Source organism: Mycolicibacterium sphagni (genome assembly GCF_002250655.1).
Taxonomy (GTDB): Bacteria; Actinomycetota; Actinomycetes; order Mycobacteriales; family Mycobacteriaceae; genus Mycobacterium; species Mycobacterium sphagni.
Genome location: NZ_NOZR01000006.1, coordinates 252,285 through 275,162, shown reverse-complemented (window position 1 = coordinate 275,162; position 22,878 = coordinate 252,285). Strand labels below are relative to the sequence as shown.

The window sequence follows — 22,878 nt, the reverse complement described above, 5'->3', positions numbered from 1 at the left end:
CGGAGGTCAGTCCCATGCCCGCTCAGAAGAAGCATCCGTCCACGCGGCGGCGTCGGAACAAGGCGTCGTCGGCTGCGGTCCTGGAAGAACGGGATGACGACGACGACATCGAGGATGTCGAGATCCCCGAACTGCCGCCGCGGCTGGTGCCCGACGATGACGGTGTCCGGCGGGTGGTCGACTGGTGCCCGGAGACCTTGGACTGGTGGGACGACGTCTGGCTGTCACCGATGGCCGGCGAGTACCTCGACGCCGATATCCATGGCTTGGTGCGGCTCGCTGCGCTGATCGACAACTACTGGCGGGATCCGTGCGCGAAGACCCACGCCGAGGTTCGGCTGGCGCAGAAGGACTACGGCCTGACGCCGTACGACCGCCGCCGGTTGGAGTGGACGATCGCGTCGGCCAAGAAGGCGACGGCGGGCGGCCAAGGGAAGGGCGGTGCGTCGGCCGCGCCAACGAACCCGCAGCCGGCGCCCGAGACTGACCCGCGCCTTGCCCTCGAAAACAACGTCGTAGCCTTCCCGCAAGCCCAGTAGCGCGGTTGTGACGGTCCTCACCGTCCCGCCTCTCGATCTCTCGTTCCCGACGCTCGGCCCGGCGCTCTGCGACTTCATCCAGGACCGGTGCGTGTTCGGGCCGGGGTCGCTGGAGGGGCAGCAGGCGGTCCTCGATGCCGAGACCCGGGGCCTGATCTACCGGCTGTACGAGGTCTACCCGCAGTACTCCGACGTCGAGAAGAAGATCCCGCACAGGCTGGCCGGTCGCCGGCGGTTCAAGCGCGGCGCCCTGGAGCTCCGCAAGGGTCTGGCCAAGACCGAGAAGGCCGCGTGGATCACGTTCGCCGAGCTGCACCCCGAAGGCCCGGTGCGGTGCGACGGCTTCGACGCCTACGGCAACCCGGTCGGGCGGCCGGTGCGGTCCCCCTACATCCCGATGATGGCGGTCACCGAAGAGCAGGTGTCCGAGCTCGCCTACGGCGTCCTGAAGTACGTCGTCGAGAACTCGCCCGACGCGGACCTGTTCGATCCCAGCCTCGAGCGGATCATCCGGTACGGGCCCGACGGCGGGAAGGCCGGCGAAGCGGTCCCGGTGTCCGGAGCCCCCGGCTCCCGAGACGGCGCCCGCACGACTTTCCAGCACTTCGACGAGCCCCACCGGCTGTTCCTGCCGCGTGTGCGTGCCGCGCACGAAACGATGCTGCAGAACATGAACAAGCGGCCCCTGGAGGAGCCGTGGACGCTGTACACATCGACCGCCGGCCAGCCGGGTCAGCAGTCCATCCAGGAGGACGTCCGCCGGGAGGCCGAGAAGGTCTCCGAGGGCAAGAAGAAGGCGCCGAGTTTCTTCTTCTTCTCCCGCTGGGCAGGCCCCGAGCACGACGACCTGTCCACCAAGGAGAAGCGGATCGCCGCGATCGCCGACGCCACAGGGCCCGGCGGGGAGTGGGGTCCCGGCCAGTTCGAGTCGATCGCCGAGGACTACGACCGTGAAGGCGTCGACCGCGCCTACTGGGAACGGGTGTGGCTCAACCGGTGGCGCAAGTCCGGGTCGCAGGCCTTCAACATGCCGAAGATCATCACCCTGGCCTGCCCTGGTGTGCGGATCTCGCACGGCGCGTTCGTGACGATCGGATTCGATGGCGCCCGTTTCCGTGACTCCACCGGCATCGTGATCACCGAGATCTACACCGGCAAACAGGAACTCGTCGGTCGGTGGGAGCGGCCCCCAGATCAGATCGGCATGGACGGCAAGCCGCTGCCCTGGGAAGTCGACGAAGTCGAAGTCACCGCGGTCATGGAGCAGACCATGGAGCGGTTCGAGGTGTGGCGCGGGTACTTCGACCCTCCGCACTGGACAGAGACCATCGCGAACTGGGCCACCCGTTGGCCTGACCAGATCGTCGAGTGGTGGACGGCGCGGCCACGCCAGATGGCGTTCGCGATCCGCGCCTACAACGAGGCATTCGAGTCCGGCAGCATCGAGATCTGCGGCACCGAGACCGCCGGAATGATCGGCCTACCCGATCACATCGAAGGCACCTGCGATGCGTTCCTCCGGCACCTCGGCAACGCCGGCCGCAAGGACCTCAACATCGTCGACGACGAAGGCAAACCGCTGTTCGTGATGCAGAAGATGGACGGCCGCGCCGAAGACAAATTCGACTTCGGCATGTCCGGATGCCTTTCCTGGACAGCAGCTTTGGATGCACGCCGAGAAGGTGCGCAGCCCCAACCCAAGACGGAGGCGCCGCGGCGTCTCCGCTGACCCGAGAAGGGGGTATGCCATGGCCAAGCCGACAACCCCCGAAGAATGGCTGAGGGTACTTACCCGGCAAGCCGACCTCGACTGGGCCCGCATCGCGAAACTGCGGTCCTATGTGGACGGCAACGCGCCAATGCCGGAGATGAGCGAGAACACCCGCGAGGCGTGGGTGAAGTTCCAGCGGAAGTCCCGCACCAACTGGGGCAACCTGATCGTCGAAGCCGTTGTCTCCCGAATCATCCCGAACGGTGTCACCGTCGGCGGATCCATCGACTCGCCGCTGGCCAAGCAGGCCCAAGCCATTTGGACCCGCAACCGCATGGCCAGCGTATTCCGTGACTGGCTCCGGTTCGGCTGCACCTTCCGCGAGTCCTACCTGACGGTGTGGACCGACGACGACGGCAAGGCGCTCATCGCCGCCGACAGTCCCGAGTCCATGCGGGTGTCAGTGGATCCGTTGCAGCCGTGGAAGGTCCGCGCCGCGGTCCGCTGGTGGCGCGACGTCGACGCTGAGCGCGACGAGGCCATCGTCTGGATGGAAGGCATGCGGCAGAAGTTCTTCCGCGACATCGGCGAGAACTCCACCAAGGAAGCCGGACTTCCCGTCCGGCTCAGTCAAGGCCAGTGGACCGCCAACGGCGAAGCTGAGGAAGTTGACGGCCTACCGCCGGTCATCGTCTACAACAACCCGGGGCACGCAGGCGAATTCGAGATCCACACCGACGTGATCGACCGCGTCAATCACGGGATCCTGGAGCGGCTCACCACGTCGGCGATGCAGGCCTACCGTCAGCGTTGGCTGAAGAAGGACAAAGGCGTCGTCCTGCCGGATAAGGACTCCAAGGGCAACGTCATCGACTACGCCAAGCTGTTCGAGCCGGCGCCGGGAATCGTCTGGGACCTCCCCGCCGGGATCGACCTCGGCGAGTCCTCGGTCACGGAAATCACCGGGATGCTCAATGCGTCGAAGGACGACATCCGGCACCTCGGATCCGCCACGCGCACCCCGTTGTCCTGGCTGCTGCCAGACGGCGCGAACCAGACGGCCGAAGGGGCCAACGAAGCGCGCGACGGCCACGTCTTCAAATGCTCTGAGCGTCTCGACGAAGCTGAGCCGGGTATCGAGGCCGCGCTGGCACTCGCATTGAAGACCGAAGGCGCTGACCTCACCGACGACGTCGTCGTCGACGTCCGGTTCAAGCCGGTCGATCGAGTCACCCTCAGCGAGATGTACGCCGCGGCAGCGCAAGCCTCACAGGCGGGGGAGTCGTGGCAGTCGATCGCCCGGAACATCCTCGGCTACAGCCCCGAACAGATCGCCCAAGACAATCTCGACCGCGCCCAGGAGCGGCTCACGGCGATGAGCTTCGCACCGACGCCGACCGAGCAGCCGCCAACGTCTGAACAGCCGTCCGGCAACGGACAAGCCGGCCCGCCGCGGACACAGCCCGCGCCGGTAAATGCCTAGCCAGTCCCTCCTCGCCACCCCCGAACAGACGGGCTACGACAACGCCCTGGCTGACATCCGCGACAGGCTAGGCAAGTACATCGTCGCAGTGTGGGCCGAGTACCAACTCGGCGCACTCGGTGCCACACCGGATCCGGTGATCGGGATGATCGCCCAAACCGTGCTGGCTGCACAGCTTTCCGCCGGAAACCTCACCTCGGTGTACTTCGCGCAGAAGTTCGGCCGCCGGCCATCACCGGTGATCCCCGCGGACATCGCCAACCGTGAGGGCGGCGTCACGAAAGCCGACGTCTACGCGCGCGCATTCCGGCAGCAAGCGTTCAACCGGCAAGTCCTCGGCAAGACCGAGACCGAAGCCAGCGAGATCGGGTTGCGGCGCCTGCAGAACGCGGTCGACACCGACTTCCAGATGGCCGCCATCCGGCAGGGTCGCCGGTCGATGCGGGACGGCGGCCGCAAGTACTACCGGCGGGTCCCGACCGGGCGCGAATCGTGCGCGATGTGCCTGATCGCGGCAACGCAGCGATACAAGGTCGAGAATCTCCTCCCGATCCACCCCGCGTGCGACTGCCGGGTAGACGAGCTCGAACCCGGCATGGACCTCGACCAAGTCATCGACCCCAAGATGCTCGAGGACACCCACCAGCAGGTGAAGGCTTTCGCAGGGATCGCCGATCGCGGCGGCCGGATGCCGGACTACCGCGAGCTGATCATCACCCATGAGCACGGCGAGATCGGCCCAGTCATAGCCTGGCGGAATCACGACTTCACTGGGCCCGGCGACCTACAGCCGCCGAAGCCGCGCCCGTCTGTTCCGAAACCGGCGCCGCGGCCAGCCCCAGGGATCGTCAACGAGGTCAACCGGATCGGCATCAATCAGGCCGACGCCACCCAGCTCCGCGACTACCTCACCGCCAAACACGGCCTGCAAGTCGACAATTTCACCAAGCAGCGCAACAACATCGACGCGTTGCGGCAGTACAGCAGGGCTGTCGACGACATCCTCACCAAATATCCGCAGATCAAGCTTGAAAAGGTGAGCGTCGGCGATGTCGGAGCGAACACCTACGCCTGGGCCAAATATCGGCGCGACGCAGATCGAACCCTCGAGGTACGACTCGGCGAGCAGTGGGTGCGCGACCCGAAAGCCATGGACGCTGCGATGTCGCGGAATGTTCGGGAACGGTTCCACCCCAGCGGGTTCGAGCATGAGCCGTTCTACGCGACGATCGTCCACGAACTCGGCCACGCCCTCGACACCGCCGGCATGCGAAATTCCAGGCGACTGGCCTTGGCCACCGTCCGTGAGGTGTACGACGCCGACACCCGGCCCGGGAAGCCGAAGTTCGCCGACTGGATCGCCGACAGGGCCAACCTCCCCGGCTACAGCGTGGCCACCAATCGGGAAACCGGACACCTCGAGCTGAACGAGGGCGAGGCCATCGCCGAAGCGTTCGCAGACGTCGAACTCAACGGCGACGCCGCCCTGCCGACATCGAAAGCCCTGCACAAGCTACTCGTCGCCCAGTCGACCAAGCAGTAGAATCGGGCACCACGAAAGGAGGTGCGCGATGCTGGCTGGAGTCCCGACTGACGCCGAGCTGCGCGCCACCTTCAAAACCGTCCTCGCCGACGCGATCAAAGGCGCCGGCGTACCCGAAGGTGTCGGACTCGACCAGCACACCACCGAGGCACTCCTCGACGTCGACGCAGCCGCGCCGAACCCGCCGGCAAGCCTGATCCAGGCCGCCAGGGTCGCGTTCGGCAAGCAGCTCGACAAGCCCTAACCAGGGCACGTAGACAACCCCCGGACCGGTTCCGGCGGCCAACCCCAGCGACATCGACGCTGGGGTTTTTTCATGCCCGCAACGGGCGCCAACTCGAAGCGAAACGCTAGGAGTTCCTTTCCATGACTGAAACCGCCACTGACACCACCACCCCCACCGTTACGCCGAACAGCATGCCCGGGGCCCCCGCCGCTGCACCTGCAGCACCCGCGGAGCCCACCAAGGCTGAGCCCAAGGCCCCGGAGGCCAGCACCACGCAAAGTGACCAGCTGACCGCCAGCGAGCGAGCCGAACTGGACCGCCTCCGCGCTGTCCACAAGGAAGAGGGCAAGTGGGAGAACCGGTCCAAGGCCAATGCGAAGAAGCTTCGCGATCTGGCCGTGGAACTCGGGGTGGACCCGGCCGAGTTCAATCCGTCGGATTTCGATCCGAAGGCCGAACTCGGCAAGCTGCGTGAGGATTTCAACGCCGAGCGCACCGCGCGGCTCCGCGCAGAGATTGCCCGCACCGAGCAGGTCGATCCTGACGTGCTCACCGGCAATACCGAAGAGGAGATGCGCGCCGCCGCCCAGCGGCACAAAACGTTGGTGGCAAAGGCAGTAGAGGACGCACTCGCTGCCGCAGGGAAGACACCGCCGAGCGCCGCGCCGGCGTCGACGGTGACCAGCAGCGAGCGGATCGAAGGGCCTACGCAGGTCACTCGTGAAGAACTCAAAGGCATGACCCCTCAGCAGATCCTGGCCGCCGACAAGGAAGGCCGCCTCAATCAGCTGAAGGGCAAATCGACGTAATCGCCTGCAAAGGCACTTCTTTCGCGAAAGGTAGGTAGCCAGCCATGGCAATCACCCATTTCATTCCGGAGCTCTGGGTCGCCCAGATGCTCGAACGGTGGACCGCCGAGAACGTGTTCCCCTCCCTGGTGAACCGTGAGTACGAAGGCATCGCCACCAAGGGCAACACCGTCCACATCACCGGTGTGGTCCCGCCCGAGGTGAAGGACTACAAGGGCAACAACCGACTGACGGAGCCCGATGAGATCGATGACGTGAATATCGATCTGCTCATCGATCAGGAGAAGAACTTCGACTTCTACATCGATGACATCGACAAGTCGCAGTCGGCCGGCTCTCTCTCCCCGTACACCGATGCCGCAGCCGACGGCCTGATCGCTGACGCCGACATGTTCATCGCGAACATGCTGGTCGAGCACGGCACCGCGATGAGCGGTTCCGTCCCGACCACTGGTGACGACGCGTTCGACATCTTCGCCGACGCTCAGCGCGACCTCACCAAGGCCAAGGTGCCGGCCAACGGCCGCATCGCGGTGATCAACGCCGACTTCCAGCGCCTGCTGGTGGGTGCGGATTCGAAGCTCACCAACGTGGCCTACAGCGGCGACAACAACGGGCTGCGGACGGCCACCATCGGCCAGCTGCTGAACTTCCGCACGGTGGCTTCACTCCACCTGCCGGCCGTCAACCACCCGCAGGCGGTGTTCTACCACCCGCGGGCCGCGGCCTACGTGTCGCAGATCGACGAGATCGAAGCCATGCGGGCGGAGAAGAAGTTCGCCGACCGCATCCGCGGTCTGCACGTCTACGGCGGCAAGGTCGTCAAGCCCGAAGGTGTCCGCGTCTTCAACAAGGGCGGCAGCTAACCGTGGATCCCCTGGCCAGCCTCGACGACGTCGCCCACGCGCTGGGCCTCGCCGACGAGGCTGCGCTGGGGGGCGCCAAGGTGTTCCGGGCGAACCTTCTGCTCCCGAAGATCAGCCGCGAGTTCCGGCGCGAAGCCGGCCGCCAGTTCACCCCGGGCCGCACGAAGGTCAAGCTGATCACGGTCGCCGGGCGGGTCACCCTGCCCGACGGCCTGGGCGACGGCGGTGAAGTCCACTCCGTCACCGGTGTCGACAACCTCCACTTCGAGGTCGACGACGACGAGCTCGTGCTCACAGTTCGCCGGCGAAGCGTCGGCACCGGTGTCGTGGTCAAGCTCGACTACACCCACCGTGAGGAAGTTCCCGAAGAGGTGAAAGGCACGGTCGCCGCGATCGTCGCCCGCTACCTCACCGTGGATCCCACCTCGGCGGTGGCGCAGTCGACGTTCCTCGCCTCCGAGCAGTTCCAGCAGCGGTTCGCCGACTGGGTGTCCTCGTCGGTGAAACTCACCGACGACGATATCGATTTCGCGCGTTCCTACCGGGACCGCCCGGTCACGGTGATCGTCCTCCGATGACCACCGCCGGATTCCCCGCGAACCTCCCGGTCCAGTGGGAGACCCGTTCCCCGGGCCCAAGGGACGAGATGAACGAGGAAACCGACGTCTGGGCGGATCCGGTCGAGCGGAAGGTGATCTCGTACTCGAGCCGCCAAACCGTTCTCCGTGACGACGGGCACGTCGCCCTCGACACCGATCAGATCCGGATGCAAATCCCGATCGAGGGGTTTGAGTGGACCGCGCGGGATCGGGTCACCGTTCCCGGCCGTGGGCAATATCTCGTCGTCGGCATAGATGACGGGGTGGGCTTCCACGGCTGGCGGCCCGGCCTGACTCTCGTGCTGAAGAGTGTCACGGCGGTGGTCTGAGTGGGCCTGAAGTTCAACAGGCCTGCCTGGTCGGAGCTGGTGGCCGAGGTTGTCAAGACTGAGGGTGTCCGCCGGGCTGAAGCTATCGCAGACGCCTGCAACTCCGGTTCAGGCCTCGGCGACGGAGGGTACAAGGCCGGCACCGAAGGTGACCCCTCGAAGGTGTTGCAGAAGGGCGGATTTCGCGCCACCGTCATCACCGCCACGGATGCGGCGATGGCCGACAACGCCGCCCACAACCGGCTGGTCCAGAACCTCCACGTGGGGTCCGACTAGTGGACATCTTCCCCGTCATCCAGAAGTCGATGATCGACTATCTACTCACCCGCTCCGAGATCGAAGGGGTCGAGGTCTTTCCCCGGATCCCGGCGGCGCCACGGCCGGGCAGGTTCGTCGTCATCTCCACAGCACCCGCGACAGGCAATCCAAAGCCTGTTCTGTCGACACGACGCATCATCGCGGAATGCTGGGCTCCCAAGCCCTTTCAAGCTGGCCAACTCGCCGAAACGGTGCGCGGCCTGATCTGTGACAGCAAGTACCACCACATCGGTGTGCGGAGGGTGAACGTCATCGGTGAACCCGGCGATTTTCCCCACCCCACCATCACCGACCAGGTCCGGTGGCAAGTCACCGCTGACCTGTTGATCCGCGCCACCGCTTAAGGCGCACCTGTTACTCGGGCCCCGGCTGCACCGTGCCTGAAAGGGTGACAAATGTCCAATGATCTTGTGTACGCGGCTGAACCGGCCGCAGAAGGAACTATCTTCGCCGGCCCTCTGAGTGCCGATCCTCCCACCTCGGCTGTGTCCGAGCTGGATTCGCTGTTCCTCGACCTGGGTGACGTCGGAGAGGACGGCTTCACCGAAATTGTCGACCGGAAGATCGACAAGAAGCGCAACTTCGGCGGCAAGGTCGTCAAGGTGCTACACACCGAGTTCGGCATCACCTACGAGCTGGTGTTCCTCGAATCGCTGAACGCTGATGTGCTCAAGGCGATCTGGGGTGCGTCGAACGTGACCGTGACGCCGGCCGACGGTGAGCACGGCACCCAGATCGAGGTGCGTAAGAACTCCAAGCGCACCCCGCATCTGCAGTGGGTGATCGACACCATCGACTCCGAGCTGGGCGCGCGGCATCGCACCTGGATTCCGGAGGGCGAGATCATCGACACCGGCGACGTCAAGATCGTTCACACCGACACCATCGAGTACAAGGTGACGATCGAGGCGTTCGAATCCGAACTGGCGAGAGGTGATGACGGGTTCAAGGACAACGCCCGCACCTGGACCGACGACGGTAAGACCACCGGTTCGTAACTAGGCCCCGTGGGGAGTACTCCACGCAGCCGGGGCCGCTCCCCACGGGTCTATCCCCGGCTGCGCAAAACCAATTCACGAAGTGAGGCTGCGACAGATGGCTGCAAAGATTGCCCCCACCGTCACGTTCGAATTCGAATTCGTCAACGTCGACGGCGAAGAGGACATCCGGGAATTGACGATGCGGTCGGCTCGGCTGATCCCCAACGAAGTGTTCCGCCAGTCCCGCGGCAACTCGACCGAGGCGACGTGGCTGCTCCTCGAGTGGGGCATGGATGCTGACACCTTGGCGTGGTGGGATTCGATCCCGAACTCGGTGAACATGGACCCGCTGATGGCCGCGTGGCAGAAGGCCAGTGAGGTTGACATCCCAAAATCCGAGGTGTCCTCCGAACAGTAGAGGACCACGGCTCCGCGCTCGAATTTGACCTGATCAAACTTGGTCTGCGCCTTCGGTATTGCCCGTGTGAGTGGTTCGACTGGGCGGATCTGATCACCATCGTCGAACGCTCCGGTGAGGGCACCGAGCTGTACCGGTCGATGTACCCCGACAAAGCCGGGTGGACGTTGACGAATCACCTTCTGGCCACCATCGCTGACGTGTTGCGGTGGCTGCAGTGGGCCAAGACGAAGGACGGCCGCCGAAACCGCAACATGCCGGACCCGATCGAGCGGCCCGGCGTGGAGCGGCGCAAGCGTGTCCAGCCGAAGGTGAAAGCCGCTCCGCGGTCGAAGATTCGGGCCCTGTTGGGGCTCAAGCCGCGCGACTCATCGAATCGCGCGCAGAAGCTGCATGACCTGTTCTCCGGGAAGGGAGGTGATGACTGATGTCCGGTGCTGCGAAGTTGGCGTCAGGCTACATCGACCTCACGGTGAAGTACGCCTCGGCGATGAAGCAGGTCAGCGCAGATTTCGACAGCCTGCAGGGCACCGCTTCCCGCGCCGGCCAAGTTGCCGGCCAGAAGCTGAGTTCCTCGCTGGCGACGGAGGTTTCGAAGGGCACCAAGGCTTCTACGGGTGAGCTCGGTTCGAGTCTTGCTCGCACGTTGGCCAAAGAGCTCGGCGGGGCAGGCGATAAGGCGTCCAAGCAGCTGCTGAAGTCGTTGGCCGCAGGCAACGATCAGGCACGCCGGGACGCCCTCGTCGCCGGCCGTAACTATGCTTCCGCCCTTCAGACCTCCATGCGCGGCGGCGGCACCGACGTCGCCAAGAGGTGGGAAGCGGAGTTCCGCAACGCACTGAACGCCCGCGACGCGTCGAGGGCCTTCTACGACGAATTCCACAGCGTCGGGGTGGTGCGCAGCCGGCAGGTCTTCGCTCCCCTCGAACAGGCTGGTGTCCAGACCGCGCGGCGCACCGGAAGCCTCATGGCCGGCGCCATCAGCACCACCCTCACCGGCGCGCTGGGAATCGGCGGCGGCGGCCTGGTCGGCTACACGCTGTTCTCGGGTCTAGACCGGTTGAAGACCCTGCAGACTGCGACCACGCAGCTGCAGGTGATGCACAAGTCCGCAGAGCAGATCAAGCAGATCACCGACGATGTGACCTCCGTGATCTCCGGCACCCCGGTGAAGCTCGACGAGGCGATGAACAGCGTCACCCAAGCCCTCTCGGGTGGGGTGAAAGAAGGCGCCCAGCTCAAGCAGTACATCGGTGACATCGCCGACGCCGCCGGATCGGCCGGGAAGCCGTTCGGGCAGATCTCGCTGATCTTCGGCCAGGTACTCGGCAAGGGCAAGCTGATGGCCGAGGAGATCCAGCAGTTCGAGGAGAACGGCGTCCACGTCCGGGCGGCGTTGATGAACACGTTCGGCTGGACGGGTGCGCAGCTCGAAAAGCAGGTCTCCAAAGGCAAAGTCACCCTCACGGAGCTGCAGAAGGCCGTCGAGCACGACTGGGGTGGCCTGTCGGCCAGGATGGGTGACACGTTCCAGGGTGCGATCGACAGGATGCACGCCAGCGTCGCCCGAGTCGGCGCGAATTTCATCGGCGCGGTGTTCGGTTCGGGCGGCCCCAACAGCGATCCGCTCGCCGGCGCCACCGGTGGCGTTAACAAGCTGACGGACAAGCTGAAAGAGCTTGAGAACTGGACCAACTCGCACGGCGGCGAGATCCATAACTTCTTCAAGGGCGTTGGTGACATTGTTGGCGAGACGGCCGACAAGCTCGGTGACATCAAGGCCTTTTTCGACTGGATGGACACGCACGTCAAGACGCCGGCCGAGGCGGGCAAAGATACACGAGACTGGGTCGACAAGTATCTGCTCGGCATCCCAGAGGCGAACGCCGCCCCCAGCGCTGCACCGTTCAACCCGGGTCCGAAAGCGCCCTCTGCTGCGAATCCGCCAGCCGGTGGGTGGTTTGCGCAGCCTTCCACCGCATTGCCCTCTCCCGCAACCGCTGGCAGCCCAGCGGCTGCCTCGCAAGGACTTCCGTCGGTTCCGTACGGGCTGCCGTCCGGAACGAACACCGGGGGGTCCGGAACCGGTGCGACCTTCCCGGAATGGGTCATGCAGATGGCCGACCGCTTCGGCATCAAGCCGAGCACCTATGGCGGGCATCAAGAGTCGGACCGCAACGAGCCGGGCTACGCCCCGAACCCGAACCATGAAAACCGCGGCATCGACTGGACCGGCCCTGTCGAAAACCTGCAGAAGTTCGCCGACTATCTCGCGACGATCCCACAAGACCTCGAACAGGTCATCTGGGAGAACCCGAACACCCATCAGAAGACGGGTATCGGCGGCGGCCAGATCAATCCGGGCTACTACGACCAGGCCACCTACGACGAGCATGGCGGGAACGACCCCAAAAACGTTCACGTTCACACTCGGCAGAGCCGGTCAATTCCCTTGCCGGGCATGCCGCAGCCTGCGCTGTCCGCACCTGCGCCGGGTTCGACTCCGTTCGACCCCACTGGTGGGCTGCTGAGCGGCACCACCTCCGGCGGAAACATCCCAACCCCGTCTACTGCCTCGCTGGGCCCGGACGCATCCCGCGATCAGGTCGTGGCCGCTCTCGTCGCCGAGGGCCGCCGCCGAGGACTCTCCGATCAGGAGATCGCCGGTGTTCTCGCAGTGGCTCAGGCGGAAAGCAACTTTGGGCGCGTTGGCTTCATGGGGTTCTCCACCCAGACCGCCGACACCGGCTACACCGGCGGCGCTCCGTACGCCAACGACTTCAACAAGTCTCTGCAGAAGTTCTACGACAACTACCAGGCCGGCGGATACGCCACCCAGGGTGGCCCGAAGGCCAAGAGTGATGCCCTCGCAGCTCTGCAGAACGGTGACTCCGGTCCTTACCTGCAGTGGCTGCAGTACGGGGTGCAAGGCGCTGTCCCGCAGGGGAAGTGGAATCAGGAGTACGCCGGGAACCTCTCCCAGTTCTTCAACCAGTGGAGGGCCCAGGGCTACTCCGGCGGCGGCGGCGTGTGGGGATCGGGGAGTTCAAAGGTCGACTCCATTCCGGCGATGCTCGCCCCGGGTGAGCATGTGCTCGACGCTGAAGACGTCAAAAAGATGGGCGGCCAGTCAGGGGTTTATGCCTTCCGCTCCGCCCTGAATGCGGGGGTCATTCCGGGCTTCGATGACGGTGGAGCAGTCGATCCGAAGCTGCGGGACGCGCAGAATCATTTGGCGGACTTGCAGAATCAGGTCCAGGTCTCCCAAGCCCAACTGAACGAGGTCCTCAACAACCCCGACGCCGATCCGGTCGCGCTGCTGCAGGCCCAGCAGGGGTTCGGCTCGCTCAACAGGGAATTCCAGCAGGCGCAGGCCGATCTGCCGATCATCGCCCGCGGCGGCTCCCCGTCGAGCCATCCGGAGAACAAGGTGTTCTCTGCCGACGACGCGGCCAAACTGTCGCGGGCCCGCCTGGACGCCCTGAAGGGGAAGGACGACGTCCCGGCCTCGCAGATGCTGTCCGCCCAGTACGACCTCGAGCAAGCCCTGCGGACGCAGACCGAGGCGCACGGCGACTACGCGAAGCTGCAGCAAGACCAGCAGCCCGACTTCCTTGGCGAGTTGGGCAAGTCGTTCCGCACCGAGGGCTACATCCCCGCAGCCGCGGGGAACGGCAGCGTTGCGGGCACGAGCTTCCTGTCCGGGATTTACGGCATGGGCGCCGAGGTGATCAACGGCATCATCGACCAGGCCGCCTCAGCAGCGTCGTCCGCCGCCTCGATGGGCGTCAACATGGTCGCCCCGGGTGCTGGCGGCGCTGCGGGTGCCGCGGCGCAGTTCGGCATCGGCATGGGCGCCAACATCGCCAAGCGGGGCGTGAAGTACGGCGCCCAGATGCTGGGTATCGGCACCGACGCCCTGATTGAGCAGCTGACCCCGTTCGGGGCACCGCGCTGGCTGTCGACGGATCCGATGGGGTTCATGCCGCAGCAGCAGATCATGCAGGCCGCGACGACGACAATCGAGAAGGCCTTCAAGCAGCAGGATCCCAAGAACCAGCTGCCGGAGGTTCCCGCGGCCCCCGAGCAGCCGGCCCCCTCGTTGGCTCCGATGAGCGGCGCCGCGAGCACCCCCACGCAGCCCGCGCTCTCGGGTTCGGCAGGCACGCCCGTCGCGCCTCCGGCCGGCCCCGTGCAGCCGATGCAGGCTCCGACCCCGTCGATCAACGCCGCGCCCGGGCAGTCGTTCCTCGACCGGTACAAGCAGTACCTGGGCGGCTACGCCAAGGGCGGCGCGGTGGGCATCTTCGACGACGGCGGCTGGCTGCAGCCCGGGGGGATCGCCGTCAACAAGTCCAAGACGGTCGAGCCGATGCCGGTGTTCAACGGCGACCAGTGGAACAACCTGAACCGGATCGCCAACCAGCCGGCCCCGCAGCTGGATCCGAAGGCCATGGGTGGCGGCGACGACTTCCGCATCATCTTGGAGAACGTCACCGTCGGTAACGCCGACGAGCTCCGCCGCAAAATGGACGACTACCAGCAGCTGCGCACGATGCGGTACCGCGGCCGGCCTTCGATGGGTGGCAAGTGAGCAACCCGTTCATCGACGAAGAACCGGACTATTTCGAGCGGCAAATCCGCGCCATGTGGTTCACCGGCATGGGCAAATCCGTGCACGTCCACGGGCCGCGATCGGGCCGGGAGGGCATCCACCTGGCGGCCGGTCAGGTGAAGGGCATCTGGCATTCCCAGGTCGAAACCAACTGGAAGTCAGGGGCTTTCCAGGAGGGGTCGAAGCAGAAGTCGGTCAAGTGGCTGCACCGGGACATGAAAATCGGCCTGCACGTGATGGATAGCGAAGACCAGTCGTTCGAGGACAACGACTCGGAGTTCATGAAGCTCTTCGCCTACGAAGAAGACGAATGGGACGACGACCCCGAACCCACCACACTGCACATCGACACCGCCAAGTCGGGGGAACGCAAACTCGACCTCCTGATGTATGAGGAGCCCGAGTTCGACCCGGACCTCGATCCGATCGAAGCCCAGTACGCGAATCTGATCCTGAAAGTCCGCGCCGGTCAGCCATTCTGGTATCAGGACGACGTCATCAAGACGTTCTCGTCGTCGGCGACGTCAGCATCCGGCTTCATCGAGGTCGAGAACCCCACCCCGCGGCCGATGAAGCACAAATGGATCCTCACCAAAGGCACCTGGACGATCCCGGATGTGTCATGGAAGGGCGCCAAGTACAACCGCCGGCCGGGCGGGGTCTACGCGACCCGCTCCATTCCGCTCAATCCGATCACCGACGATCAGGGTGGAATCGTCATCAGCCTCGACACCGCCAACGACCTGATGGTGCGGGACCACAACTTCACCAACGCATTGCCCGCCCTGGTGCCCAACGGCATGTTCTTCATGCACGTCATCCCGCCGTACACGCCCAAACAGCTGCTCCCCATCTCCTACACCGACGCCCCCGCCGGCGGTGCGATGGCGCAGCTGGTGCAGCCGCGGCGCTTCAACCGGCCCTGGGGCGAAGAGTAAATGCCCACAGCGGTGTTGGACTACGAACCCCACCCGCTGGACACCACCAACCTCACGCTGGAACAACAGTGCGAGGCGATCTGGGCGGAAACCCTAAAGCAGGAGCGCGCAGAGAAAGCCCTGCGGAAACAGAAGCCGATCGCCTCCATCCACGACGGCGAATGGCACCTCCAGCACATCCTCGGCGACGACACCTACTCAGCTGAGTTCTCGTGGATCTCCAACGACTCCGGGCCCGGCCAGACCATCCTGCCGTTCGACTCCCATGCCGCGCAGTGGATCTACGACATGCAGGGCCGCATCGACCGCGGCGAGAAACGAAACGTCCACATCACCGTCGAGCACTGCGGGGCCCGGTGGGGCGGCCGCCTCGACAACGCAACCTATCGGTGCACCGAGGACGGCGACGAAGTCCTCATCGTCACCTGGCTGCACGACTACGAGAACGCCAAATGGTATTCCGTATGGAGTAACCCGTTCCTACCGGCCGCATTTCAGTGGCCTAGGGCATTTCTGCTGGCTGGCCCGGTCACCTGGGTCCTGCTACTCAGCCTGCATCTCCAGTTCATTCGTGAGCACAACCCGCTCATCACCATCCCCGACGACCCGCTCGACTTCCATTCCTATGTAACGGCTTTGGACATGTCGCAGTGGCAGAACGTCGTCAAGCCGCTGTCGTTCATCGACGCCATGGCCTCCGGTGTCGTGTGGGGTGTCGTCTCCAGCAGGTGGTCGAACTGGCACGACATGACCCACATCATGCTCGAGGACTCCGAGCTGTCCGTGGTTCCCACCCGGTACTTGGAAGGTGACCCGGACCCGTGGCCCGGGGCTAACCTGCGCCACGGCACTCTGTGGTGGGACATCGTCGACAAGTCCGGTGTGTACATCGGAACATCGCACGGCGGAACGATGTTCGACGGGCTCGCGCGCACGGTCGCCGAGTTCGCTGAGGACTTCATCGACTCCACCGAGAACGTCCTCAATGACACCACCGTTCCCCAGGAGTACTTCCAGCCGGGGAACCGGCTCACGAAGAAGGAATGCCCGTACGTCGTCTACGTGCAGGGCGACGAGTCCGGCATTCAAACCTCCGACCTGGCGATCTCCCCGGCCAAGGGCATCCAGGTCAACGTCGGTGGTCACAGCATGCCTGGCGTCAATGAGGCGATCTCGGCGTCCATACAAGCCGGGTTCGACATACTCGGTGGGATCGCCCAGATCGGCTCGTTGGGCGGGTCTGTCGACACCCTTCTGAAGCCGCTCTACGAGGACACCATCCTCGCCTGGTGGTCGGTCAAATCCACTGAGCGGGCGCAAAACTCGGGCTGGTCGCGGTACTTCGAGTACTTCCAGGACGGGGCGAACAAGGCCTACACCATCGCCTCCCTCATGGTGCTACGGGCCGGGTTCTGGGCAACGAAGACCACAATCTCGGTCAAGGTAGCGATCCTCGACGCCTCACCCTGGATGGTCGGCGACCGCGGACTCGGCCACTTCTTCCTCGAAGACCGAATCGGCTTCGCCCTCAAGAACGATCCACGCAAACGGATCTACATGGACCGATGCCGGCGGCTGGATCTGCGCTGGACACCGGAGAACCCGTATGCGGACTGGATCGCCACCATCGGTGATGAACGAGCGCTACAGGATCCCGCCCAGCGCGCCTGGGGAAAAATCGAGGCGATCGTCGCCGCACTCAGAGAAGTAGGTGTGTGGTAATGCCCAACCTGCCCAAGGACTTTGACGCCGAAGACCACAAGAGGAAGGCGCGGAAGTTCTCCAACATGGTTCCCACCCGGGAGAACTGCGACCTGGCGGATCCACTGGAGATGTTCCTGTGGACTTACGTCGCGCTGCCCGGGATGAACGGCGGGCAGATGGGCTTCCCATCCTCCTACGGGATGCTGATGTCCAAGCACCAGTTCGAAGTTGGGGTGATGCTGCAATGCCCCCAATGCGGGCACTCGAAGCAGCCGGAGAAGGTGTACGTGCCGCCGGCCGCGAACGATCCGCACTGGATGACCTCGCCCGGGAAGTGGACCGCGCCGGAGAACGCCCCCAAGCGCGACGGTGATCCGCTCGACGCCGCGCTCGATGGGCTGACTCATCAACAGCAGGCCGCCTTGTTCGAGCGGTTGCAGAAGAAACACCAGGAAGGGGTGCTCTGATGGCCAACCTGTTTGGCACGTGGACAGACGCCGCAGGCCTTCCCTGCGAAGGCTATCTGGCCCTCACCCCCCGGGGTGTGCGGGACTCGCTGATCAACGAGGGCAACAGTGCGGTCGCGCCGAAGCGGGTCCGGATCCCCTTGGATCACAGGGGTTCTTTCAGCCGCCTCGTTGAGCCCGGCGACTATCGGGTCGACGTGTGCATCACCGACGCCGACACCCTGTCCCGGGAGATCACCATCCCCGCCGGCGGTGATGTGAACTTCAAGACCCTGCTCGCCGAGTACGGGCCGACCCCCGTCGATGTGACGACGATGTTCGCCGACCTGGGGGCCTACAGCTTCCAGATCCCCTGGTGGGCAACCCGCGTCGACCGGATCATCATCGCCGGTGGCGGCGGCGGTGCGGACGGAACCACCATCGCCCGCGGCAAAGGCGGCCTGGCCGGGGCGTGGGCGTCGGACACCCTCGTGCGCGGAACCGATATCCCCTGGGAGACAGCAATCATCACCGGCTCGATCGGGGCTGGCGGGGCGCGCAACGGGGGGAATGGTGGGAACACCACCGCCGGCGCGACAGGCGCCCCTCTGCTCACCGCGGCCGGTGGAACAGCCGGGGCAGCAGCCAACTTCCACGGCCAATCTCCCGGCGACCGCACCTTCAACACCCACCTATACCCGGGTGCTACGGAACAGGCATTCATCGGAGCAAAGGGCCGCAGCCCCGGCGGCGGCGGCGCGGGCGGCGAGGTGCTGAACCAACGAGGCGGCCCCGGCGGGGCTGGCGCGGCATGGTTCCGCGCCTACAGGGGGTGACCTGATGTTGAAGATGGGGCGCCCAGACAACCGGAGCTGCACCTACAAGGGCGATCGGCGGGGAATCGTCGCTGACGCCCAACTGATGGGCCCAGACGTCGACGGTGTGGTGTGGCGGCCCGTCCGGGAGTACTTCGAGGACGGCAAAACGCGCGTCATCTACGAACCCGTCCATCCGACTGAGCTTCCCGCGGGGATGTTCCGTTGACCCAGCCCGACGGGCTGCTACCTCACTCCGCGTTCAACTACGGATCCTTGGCGGCGTTGGCCGCCAAATCTGAAGCGGAGTGGCGCGCCGACCTTGAAGCGTCGGTGAAAATGCCCTTCGACAAGTTCTTCGAGGGACTGTTCGCCGGGCTCTCTCACGACCTCCAGGGCGGTATCGAGTTCAGCCGGGCTGTGCTCACCGAGATAGCTCGCAGGATCGTCGCCCTACCGGGAACGATCTACACCTCCGTCGAGGCCGCCCTCACCGACTTGGCCAACTTCCTCGGCCTGAAGTGGGTGGGCATCGACTCGGCGCAGAGCGCCGCGGACTACGCCAACGAACAGCTCCTCGGCCTGCTCGTCACCGACGTCACCGGCGGGGTGTCACTGAACTCCCCTTTCGACGGGCCAGCCGCCACGAATCTCGGTGGCAGCTTCACCCAGGTGTACTCCGGGCCGGGCGGAGGAACCTGGGGAGTCGACGGTTTCAGCAGCACCAAATGGAACCGATCAGGTGGCCAGTACCGGCGGTGTATCGCCCGCCACAACACACCTCTGGCGACGAGCACGCAACGGATACGTCTGGTCATCAGCACACTTCCTTGGACGGCGAGTGCTGGGGGAGCGCCAGTCAACTACGCGTGCGGTCGGGTGAATGCGGCGTGCGACTCCTACGTCTACGCGCGGTACAACAACAACGGGGCGCTGCGGCTGGGTTGCGTCTCGGCGGGCACGGACACCGAATTCAACACGGTGTCGTTCAACCCGGCGCTCGGCAACACCATCGACCTCTATCTCGGCACCGATAACAGCGACCGCCAATTCTTGGTGCGGCGCAATGGTGTTGACGTGATGCCCCCGTACACCGATACCGCAGGCATATCCGCCATGGGCCCGTCGAACCTCTTCGTGGGGTTGGGGGCGATGGCCACCGACCGAAACGTCTTCACCGAACAATCCATCCCCGGCGGTATCGGAGCCTGGGGTGCCATCGACCGCCAAGCCACCACCTACTGAGGGAGCAGCGAATGGCTGACACGTTGCAGCGCAAGCAGACACCGCTCAAGGCGTGGCATCTCGCCGAGGCGGTAGACCCCGATTCGGGGCGGTTGATCACGGTGCAGGAGAAGATGACCGTTGCGATCAGCGAGATCCTCGCGGAGCAGCCGTTCTGGCGGCCAGCGATGTTCCTCGCTGATGGTGTGTGGCATGTGGAGTTCAACGCCGACGGCCCAAGCCGATTCGTGCGCGCCGTGGCCGGGGATTGGCTGGTGATCGAGTTCGTCGCCGCGGCGGGGGACACCCCGGCCGGCCCGGAGTTGCGCATGGTCACCGATGCGGATCGCGCATCCAACTACGACGTCGTGGAGGCCTAGATGGCAATCGAATTCACCGTCGACCATGATCACACCGCCCGCACTGACGACGCCGAAGAGCAGCTGACCGGGTGGATCAAATTTTCTGTGGAGAACCGTCCGGCCGGTGACTTCCGGGTGCATTACTCGGATCCTCCGAAGGCCACCAATCTGCCTGCTCGGCATGGCTGGCTGGCCGCCGACGGGCACATGTACAAAGACCAGTCGATAACGGCGCCGTTCCGGCTGACCGCCAATGATCCGGCATTCAACCTGGAGCACCTGACGTATCGGGCTGATCCCGACCTGAAGACCGCGCTGGGTGCGCCGGTTTCTGTGCCGCACTTCTACTTCCCCGCGCCTGACACCGATACGACGCTGTACCTGACGCGAGTGATGCAGGCGCCTGAGCAGCCGGTGATGCAGGTCCGCACGAGAGGCTACGCGGAGGACATCCTCGACGCCGGACACATCGGCCTGACGGTACTCACCGCCACCGACGCTACGACCGCCCGCTCAGTGCTGGCCGACGGCACCGGGGTTGTCGAGCTGGATTCGTTCAAGTCGGCGCTCATCGCCACTGACGACCAGCTGTTCGCAGCCGCACGTTCGGCTGCCAAGATGCAAACCCCCATCGGGGCGATCAGATTCCCCGCCCGGAAAGTCAGCCTGACCGCGGCTTCGAAGGGCACTGTGGTCTACAGCGGTATGCGATTGCTCCCCCCCGATGGCGGCGCCGTAGCCAAGGACACCGAGGTTAACGCCAACCTGGCACCGTGCGTTGTCGAGGTCACCGGCATCGGTACCGAGACCGACTCGCTATTCGTTATGCCCGCCAGCGGCAAGGTCTTTAACGTCCTGATCGACGGGCTGGCCTTCAAGGACGTCAGCAACAGTGGCGCTGGAGGCTCGGCCCAGTTCTGGTACGGCCCGAATGCCGGCGCGGTCCTATGGTGCAGCGAGATGCGGGATCTGACGTTCCTCAACTTCAAGAGTGTGCTGGGTTCGCGGGCGAACGCGATGGCGATCGACCAGTGCCTGTTCACTGGGCATTGGCAGATCCACGGCTTCACTGACGCAGCCATCAACCTCGGTGGCTCCGACAACCAGCTCTGGCTCAACGGGTACCTGAACATCGGAACCTACGCCGCAGCCCCAACAGGGTTCTGGAACAGCGGATACCAGATGATGCTGGGCGAGCTGTCCACCACCCAGATTGGCTACATCTACAACACTGTTGGACCAGGCTGGAAGGGCTTGTTCTTGCAGGGCGGATCTGGCGACGGTGGTGGTTGGGACTGTGTGTTCTTCGGCGGTGTCGTCGAGGGCACTCCGTACGTGGTCGATCCGACCAAGGCTGCTACCAACGTCCTGGTGAATATTGCCGGGGGGCAATGGAAGTTCATCGGCACCCGGTTTGCCAACGTCGATGACTCCAAGGTCGCCACGGGAGCTATCACCCAATCCGGTGGCAAGGTGACCTTCACGGCCTGCGGATGGCAGCGATGGGACAACGGCTCACCCACGTTCCCGTGGCTATACCGCACGGGTGGCAAGGCCAGCGTTAGCCAGCTGACAAATGCCTTTGAAGCCAACGGCGAGCTCTGCTACGAACGCACCCCCCAGGGCAAAGTCGTTCCGCTGTATGACAAGAACGATCTGTCGTACCCGACCAGTGGATCGCTTGCGCCATGCCAGGCGAACACGCTGGGCACTGAAACGTACACCATCGTCAATGGTCTGGTGACTCAGATCGCAGGCCTGACGATTAACGCGGGGGCCTACGCCCCGGTGGTTGGCGACAGCATCCTGATACCCGGCGCACCGGATGCGAGCGGTGCGGGAACCGCCAATTCGGCGACCCTGGCGACAGGGAGCATCATCTACAAGGTCACATCTTTGGCCGGCGGCAACATTGCGCTCGAGCCGCGGGCCGACATGCTGACCAACCCGGGCGGCAAGGTGGTGTACGTCGAGAACAACGGCGGTTGGGGTGCCGGCACCTACTGGACGTTCAAATCGCCCACCACCAACGGCCAGTTCACTTTGGGCACAACGAGGGTGTGGCTAACCAACGGGCTCGCCACCGGTGCCATGACCGTGAACACGCTCGTGGTCTCCGGCAGCAAGACCCAGACGATCCAGTCCAACTCCGCGGCGACGAGCGGCAAGACACTCACGTTGCCGGCGGTTGGTGATGACACGCTCGTATCCCGCACCAGCACCGACACGCTGACCAACAAAACGCTGACCTCTCCGTCGTTGACGACTCCGAAAATCGACACGGTCCTCGACAGCAATGGGAACAAATCATTTGTCGTTGGGGCCGCAGCAACCGCAGTCAACTGGTTGCAGATCAACAACGCTCCGACCAATGTTGCGCCGGGCCTGCAAGCGTTCGGCGCAGACCCGAATATCGGGATTACCTTGTTCCCCAAGGGGTTTGGCGCACTCACGGTTTACGTCCCCGCCGGCTCCACTCCGACTGTAGGAGGCTACGGGCCAGACACGGATCACGATCTCAATCTGACCACCAAGGGAGCGGGCCTCGTCAAGGCCAACGGTGTTGCGGTCGACACGATTTCGGCGGCCAACACGCTTACCAACAAGACCCTTACCGCGCCGAAGATCTCGGGCGGATCGGGGACTGCAACGATCAGCGCAGGCACCGGATCACCCGAGGGGGTCAAAACCGCCACAGTGGGATCGCAGTACATGCGAACTGACGGCGGGGCGGGAACGACGTTCTACGTCAAAGAATCAGGATCTGGCAGTACCGGATGGGTGGCGAAGTGATGAGCGGACAGGGCAGCGGCCTGCTACTCGCGATCGATCGACTCGGCAACACCGTCGCCGAACTGGAACAGCGCAACGCCGAGCTCGAACAGCGCAACGCGCAGCTTGAACTGCAGCTCGCAGAGCTGGCGAGCAAGACGCCCCACTAAAGCCAGCTTCG

General features: G+C 64.7%; 24 protein-coding genes. All 24 read left to right on the top strand.

Annotated features, from left to right (window positions below):
• Positions 1 to 14: 14 nt before the first annotated feature.
• On the top strand, positions 15 to 539 hold the full coding sequence (locus tag CG716_RS09905) for a phage terminase small subunit (RefSeq protein ID WP_094478915.1): 525 nt from the start codon (positions 15 to 17) through the stop codon (positions 537 to 539).
• A gap of 7 nt (positions 540 to 546) precedes the next feature.
• On the top strand, positions 547 to 2,268 hold the full coding sequence (locus CG716_RS09900; protein WP_094478913.1) for a terminase large subunit domain-containing protein: 1,722 nt from the start codon (positions 547 to 549) through the stop codon (positions 2,266 to 2,268).
• 19 nt (positions 2,269 to 2,287) lie between these two features.
• On the top strand, positions 2,288 to 3,733 hold the full coding sequence (locus CG716_RS09895) for a phage portal protein (RefSeq protein ID WP_094478911.1): 1,446 nt from the start codon (positions 2,288 to 2,290) through the stop codon (positions 3,731 to 3,733).
• A complete protein-coding gene (locus tag CG716_RS09890; protein WP_094478909.1) occupies positions 3,726 to 5,276 on the top strand; it encodes a VG15 protein in 1,551 nt (516 codons plus the stop codon). Before CG716_RS09895 ends, CG716_RS09890 begins: the two co-directional genes overlap by 8 nt.
• A 28-nt stretch (positions 5,277 to 5,304) precedes the next feature.
• Positions 5,305 to 5,520, top strand: a complete 216-nt coding sequence (locus CG716_RS09885; protein WP_094478907.1) for a hypothetical protein — start codon at positions 5,305 to 5,307, stop codon at positions 5,518 to 5,520.
• Positions 5,521 to 5,642: 122 nt separating this feature from the next.
• Complete coding sequence (locus CG716_RS09880) at positions 5,643 to 6,311, top strand: hypothetical protein (RefSeq protein ID WP_234817783.1); 669 nt, start codon at positions 5,643 to 5,645, stop codon at positions 6,309 to 6,311.
• 44 nt (positions 6,312 to 6,355) lie between these two features.
• Positions 6,356 to 7,177, top strand: a complete 822-nt coding sequence (locus CG716_RS09875) for a major capsid protein (protein WP_094478905.1) — start codon at positions 6,356 to 6,358, stop codon at positions 7,175 to 7,177.
• 2 nt (positions 7,178 to 7,179) lie between these two features.
• The gene (locus tag CG716_RS09870) at positions 7,180 to 7,755 is read left to right on the top strand and encodes a hypothetical protein (protein WP_094478903.1); all 576 of its coding nucleotides are present in this window, start codon (positions 7,180 to 7,182) and stop codon (positions 7,753 to 7,755) included.
• Positions 7,752 to 8,105, top strand: a complete 354-nt coding sequence (locus CG716_RS09865; RefSeq protein ID WP_094478901.1) for a hypothetical protein — start codon at positions 7,752 to 7,754, stop codon at positions 8,103 to 8,105. Before CG716_RS09870 ends, CG716_RS09865 begins: the two co-directional genes overlap by 4 nt.
• The gene (locus CG716_RS09860) at positions 8,106 to 8,381 is read left to right on the top strand and encodes a hypothetical protein (protein WP_094478899.1); all 276 of its coding nucleotides are present in this window, start codon (positions 8,106 to 8,108) and stop codon (positions 8,379 to 8,381) included.
• Complete coding sequence (locus tag CG716_RS09855) at positions 8,381 to 8,767, top strand: hypothetical protein (protein ID WP_094478897.1); 387 nt, start codon at positions 8,381 to 8,383, stop codon at positions 8,765 to 8,767. The genes CG716_RS09860 and CG716_RS09855 overlap by 1 nt, the downstream gene beginning before the upstream one ends.
• A gap of 51 nt (positions 8,768 to 8,818) precedes the next feature.
• Complete coding sequence (locus CG716_RS09850) at positions 8,819 to 9,421, top strand: hypothetical protein (protein ID WP_234817782.1); 603 nt, start codon at positions 8,819 to 8,821, stop codon at positions 9,419 to 9,421.
• 97 nt (positions 9,422 to 9,518) lie between these two features.
• Entirely contained in the window at positions 9,519 to 9,821 is a 303-nt protein-coding gene (locus tag CG716_RS09845) for a hypothetical protein (RefSeq protein WP_094478895.1), read from the top strand.
• 140 nt (positions 9,822 to 9,961) lie between these two features.
• The gene (locus CG716_RS09840; RefSeq protein WP_094478893.1) at positions 9,962 to 10,249 is read left to right on the top strand and encodes a DUF5361 domain-containing protein; all 288 of its coding nucleotides are present in this window, start codon (positions 9,962 to 9,964) and stop codon (positions 10,247 to 10,249) included.
• Positions 10,249 to 14,415, top strand: a complete 4,167-nt coding sequence (locus tag CG716_RS30490; RefSeq protein ID WP_207760617.1) for a tape measure protein — start codon at positions 10,249 to 10,251, stop codon at positions 14,413 to 14,415. The genes CG716_RS09840 and CG716_RS30490 overlap by 1 nt, the downstream gene beginning before the upstream one ends.
• Positions 14,412 to 15,374 (top strand): hypothetical protein, encoded by a 963-nt coding sequence (locus CG716_RS09820; protein WP_094478891.1) that lies wholly within the window; start codon positions 14,412 to 14,414, stop codon positions 15,372 to 15,374. The genes CG716_RS30490 and CG716_RS09820 overlap by 4 nt, the downstream gene beginning before the upstream one ends.
• Entirely contained in the window at positions 15,375 to 17,096 is a 1,722-nt protein-coding gene (locus tag CG716_RS09815) for a Gp37-like protein (protein WP_094478889.1), read from the top strand.
• Positions 17,096 to 17,545: a phage gene 29 protein family protein gene (locus CG716_RS09810; protein ID WP_094478887.1), complete on the top strand. Its 450-nt coding sequence runs from the start codon at positions 17,096 to 17,098 to the stop codon at positions 17,543 to 17,545. Before CG716_RS09815 ends, CG716_RS09810 begins: the two co-directional genes overlap by 1 nt.
• Positions 17,545 to 18,360 carry a glycine-rich domain-containing protein gene (locus tag CG716_RS09805; protein WP_094478885.1) on the top strand — a complete coding sequence of 272 codons (816 nt, stop codon included), beginning with the start codon at positions 17,545 to 17,547 and terminating at the stop codon, positions 18,358 to 18,360. The genes CG716_RS09810 and CG716_RS09805 overlap by 1 nt, the downstream gene beginning before the upstream one ends.
• Before the next feature lie 4 nt (positions 18,361 to 18,364).
• On the top strand, positions 18,365 to 18,568 hold the full coding sequence (locus tag CG716_RS09800; RefSeq protein WP_133066909.1) for a hypothetical protein: 204 nt from the start codon (positions 18,365 to 18,367) through the stop codon (positions 18,566 to 18,568).
• Positions 18,565 to 19,584 (top strand): DUF7257 domain-containing protein, encoded by a 1,020-nt coding sequence (locus CG716_RS09795; protein ID WP_094478881.1) that lies wholly within the window; start codon positions 18,565 to 18,567, stop codon positions 19,582 to 19,584. Before CG716_RS09800 ends, CG716_RS09795 begins: the two co-directional genes overlap by 4 nt.
• Positions 19,585 to 19,595: 11 nt before the next feature.
• On the top strand, positions 19,596 to 19,943 hold the full coding sequence (locus CG716_RS09790) for a hypothetical protein (protein WP_094478879.1): 348 nt from the start codon (positions 19,596 to 19,598) through the stop codon (positions 19,941 to 19,943).
• A complete protein-coding gene (locus CG716_RS09785) occupies positions 19,944 to 22,718 on the top strand; it encodes a hypothetical protein (protein ID WP_094478877.1) in 2,775 nt (924 codons plus the stop codon).
• A complete protein-coding gene (locus CG716_RS30145; RefSeq protein ID WP_165774088.1) occupies positions 22,718 to 22,867 on the top strand; it encodes a hypothetical protein in 150 nt (49 codons plus the stop codon). Before CG716_RS09785 ends, CG716_RS30145 begins: the two co-directional genes overlap by 1 nt.
• Positions 22,868 to 22,878 lie beyond the last annotated feature (11 nt).

Bases quoted from the DNA above. Each gene is read 5' to 3' on its own strand.
- CG716_RS09865 (WP_094478901.1), top strand. From the start codon at position 7,752: ATGACCACCGCCGGATTCCCCGCGAACCTCCCGGTCCAGTGGGAGACC.
- CG716_RS09905 (WP_094478915.1), top strand. From the start codon at position 15: ATGCCCGCTCAGAAGAAGCATCCGTCCACGCGGCGGCGTCGGAACAAG.
- CG716_RS09785 (WP_094478877.1), top strand. From the start codon at position 19,944: ATGGCAATCGAATTCACCGTCGACCATGATCACACCGCCCGCACTGAC.
- CG716_RS09875 (WP_094478905.1), top strand. From the start codon at position 6,356: ATGGCAATCACCCATTTCATTCCGGAGCTCTGGGTCGCCCAGATGCTC.
- CG716_RS09845 (WP_094478895.1), top strand. From the start codon at position 9,519: ATGGCTGCAAAGATTGCCCCCACCGTCACGTTCGAATTCGAATTCGTC.
- CG716_RS09880 (WP_234817783.1), top strand. From the start codon at position 5,643: ATGACTGAAACCGCCACTGACACCACCACCCCCACCGTTACGCCGAAC.
- CG716_RS09895 (WP_094478911.1), top strand. From the start codon at position 2,288: ATGGCCAAGCCGACAACCCCCGAAGAATGGCTGAGGGTACTTACCCGG.
- CG716_RS09890 (WP_094478909.1), top strand. From the start codon at position 3,726: ATGCCTAGCCAGTCCCTCCTCGCCACCCCCGAACAGACGGGCTACGAC.
- CG716_RS09790 (WP_094478879.1), top strand. From the start codon at position 19,596: ATGGCTGACACGTTGCAGCGCAAGCAGACACCGCTCAAGGCGTGGCAT.
- CG716_RS09885 (WP_094478907.1), top strand. From the start codon at position 5,305: ATGCTGGCTGGAGTCCCGACTGACGCCGAGCTGCGCGCCACCTTCAAA.
- CG716_RS09810 (WP_094478887.1), top strand. From the start codon at position 17,096: ATGCCCAACCTGCCCAAGGACTTTGACGCCGAAGACCACAAGAGGAAG.
- CG716_RS30490 (WP_207760617.1), top strand. From the start codon at position 10,249: ATGTCCGGTGCTGCGAAGTTGGCGTCAGGCTACATCGACCTCACGGTG.
- CG716_RS09800 (WP_133066909.1), top strand. From the start codon at position 18,365: ATGTTGAAGATGGGGCGCCCAGACAACCGGAGCTGCACCTACAAGGGC.
- CG716_RS09815 (WP_094478889.1), top strand. From the start codon at position 15,375: ATGCCCACAGCGGTGTTGGACTACGAACCCCACCCGCTGGACACCACC.
- CG716_RS09805 (WP_094478885.1), top strand. From the start codon at position 17,545: ATGGCCAACCTGTTTGGCACGTGGACAGACGCCGCAGGCCTTCCCTGC.
- CG716_RS09850 (WP_234817782.1), top strand. From the start codon at position 8,819: ATGTCCAATGATCTTGTGTACGCGGCTGAACCGGCCGCAGAAGGAACT.
- CG716_RS30145 (WP_165774088.1), top strand. From the start codon at position 22,718: ATGAGCGGACAGGGCAGCGGCCTGCTACTCGCGATCGATCGACTCGGC.
- CG716_RS09840 (WP_094478893.1), top strand. From the start codon at position 9,962: ATGTACCCCGACAAAGCCGGGTGGACGTTGACGAATCACCTTCTGGCC.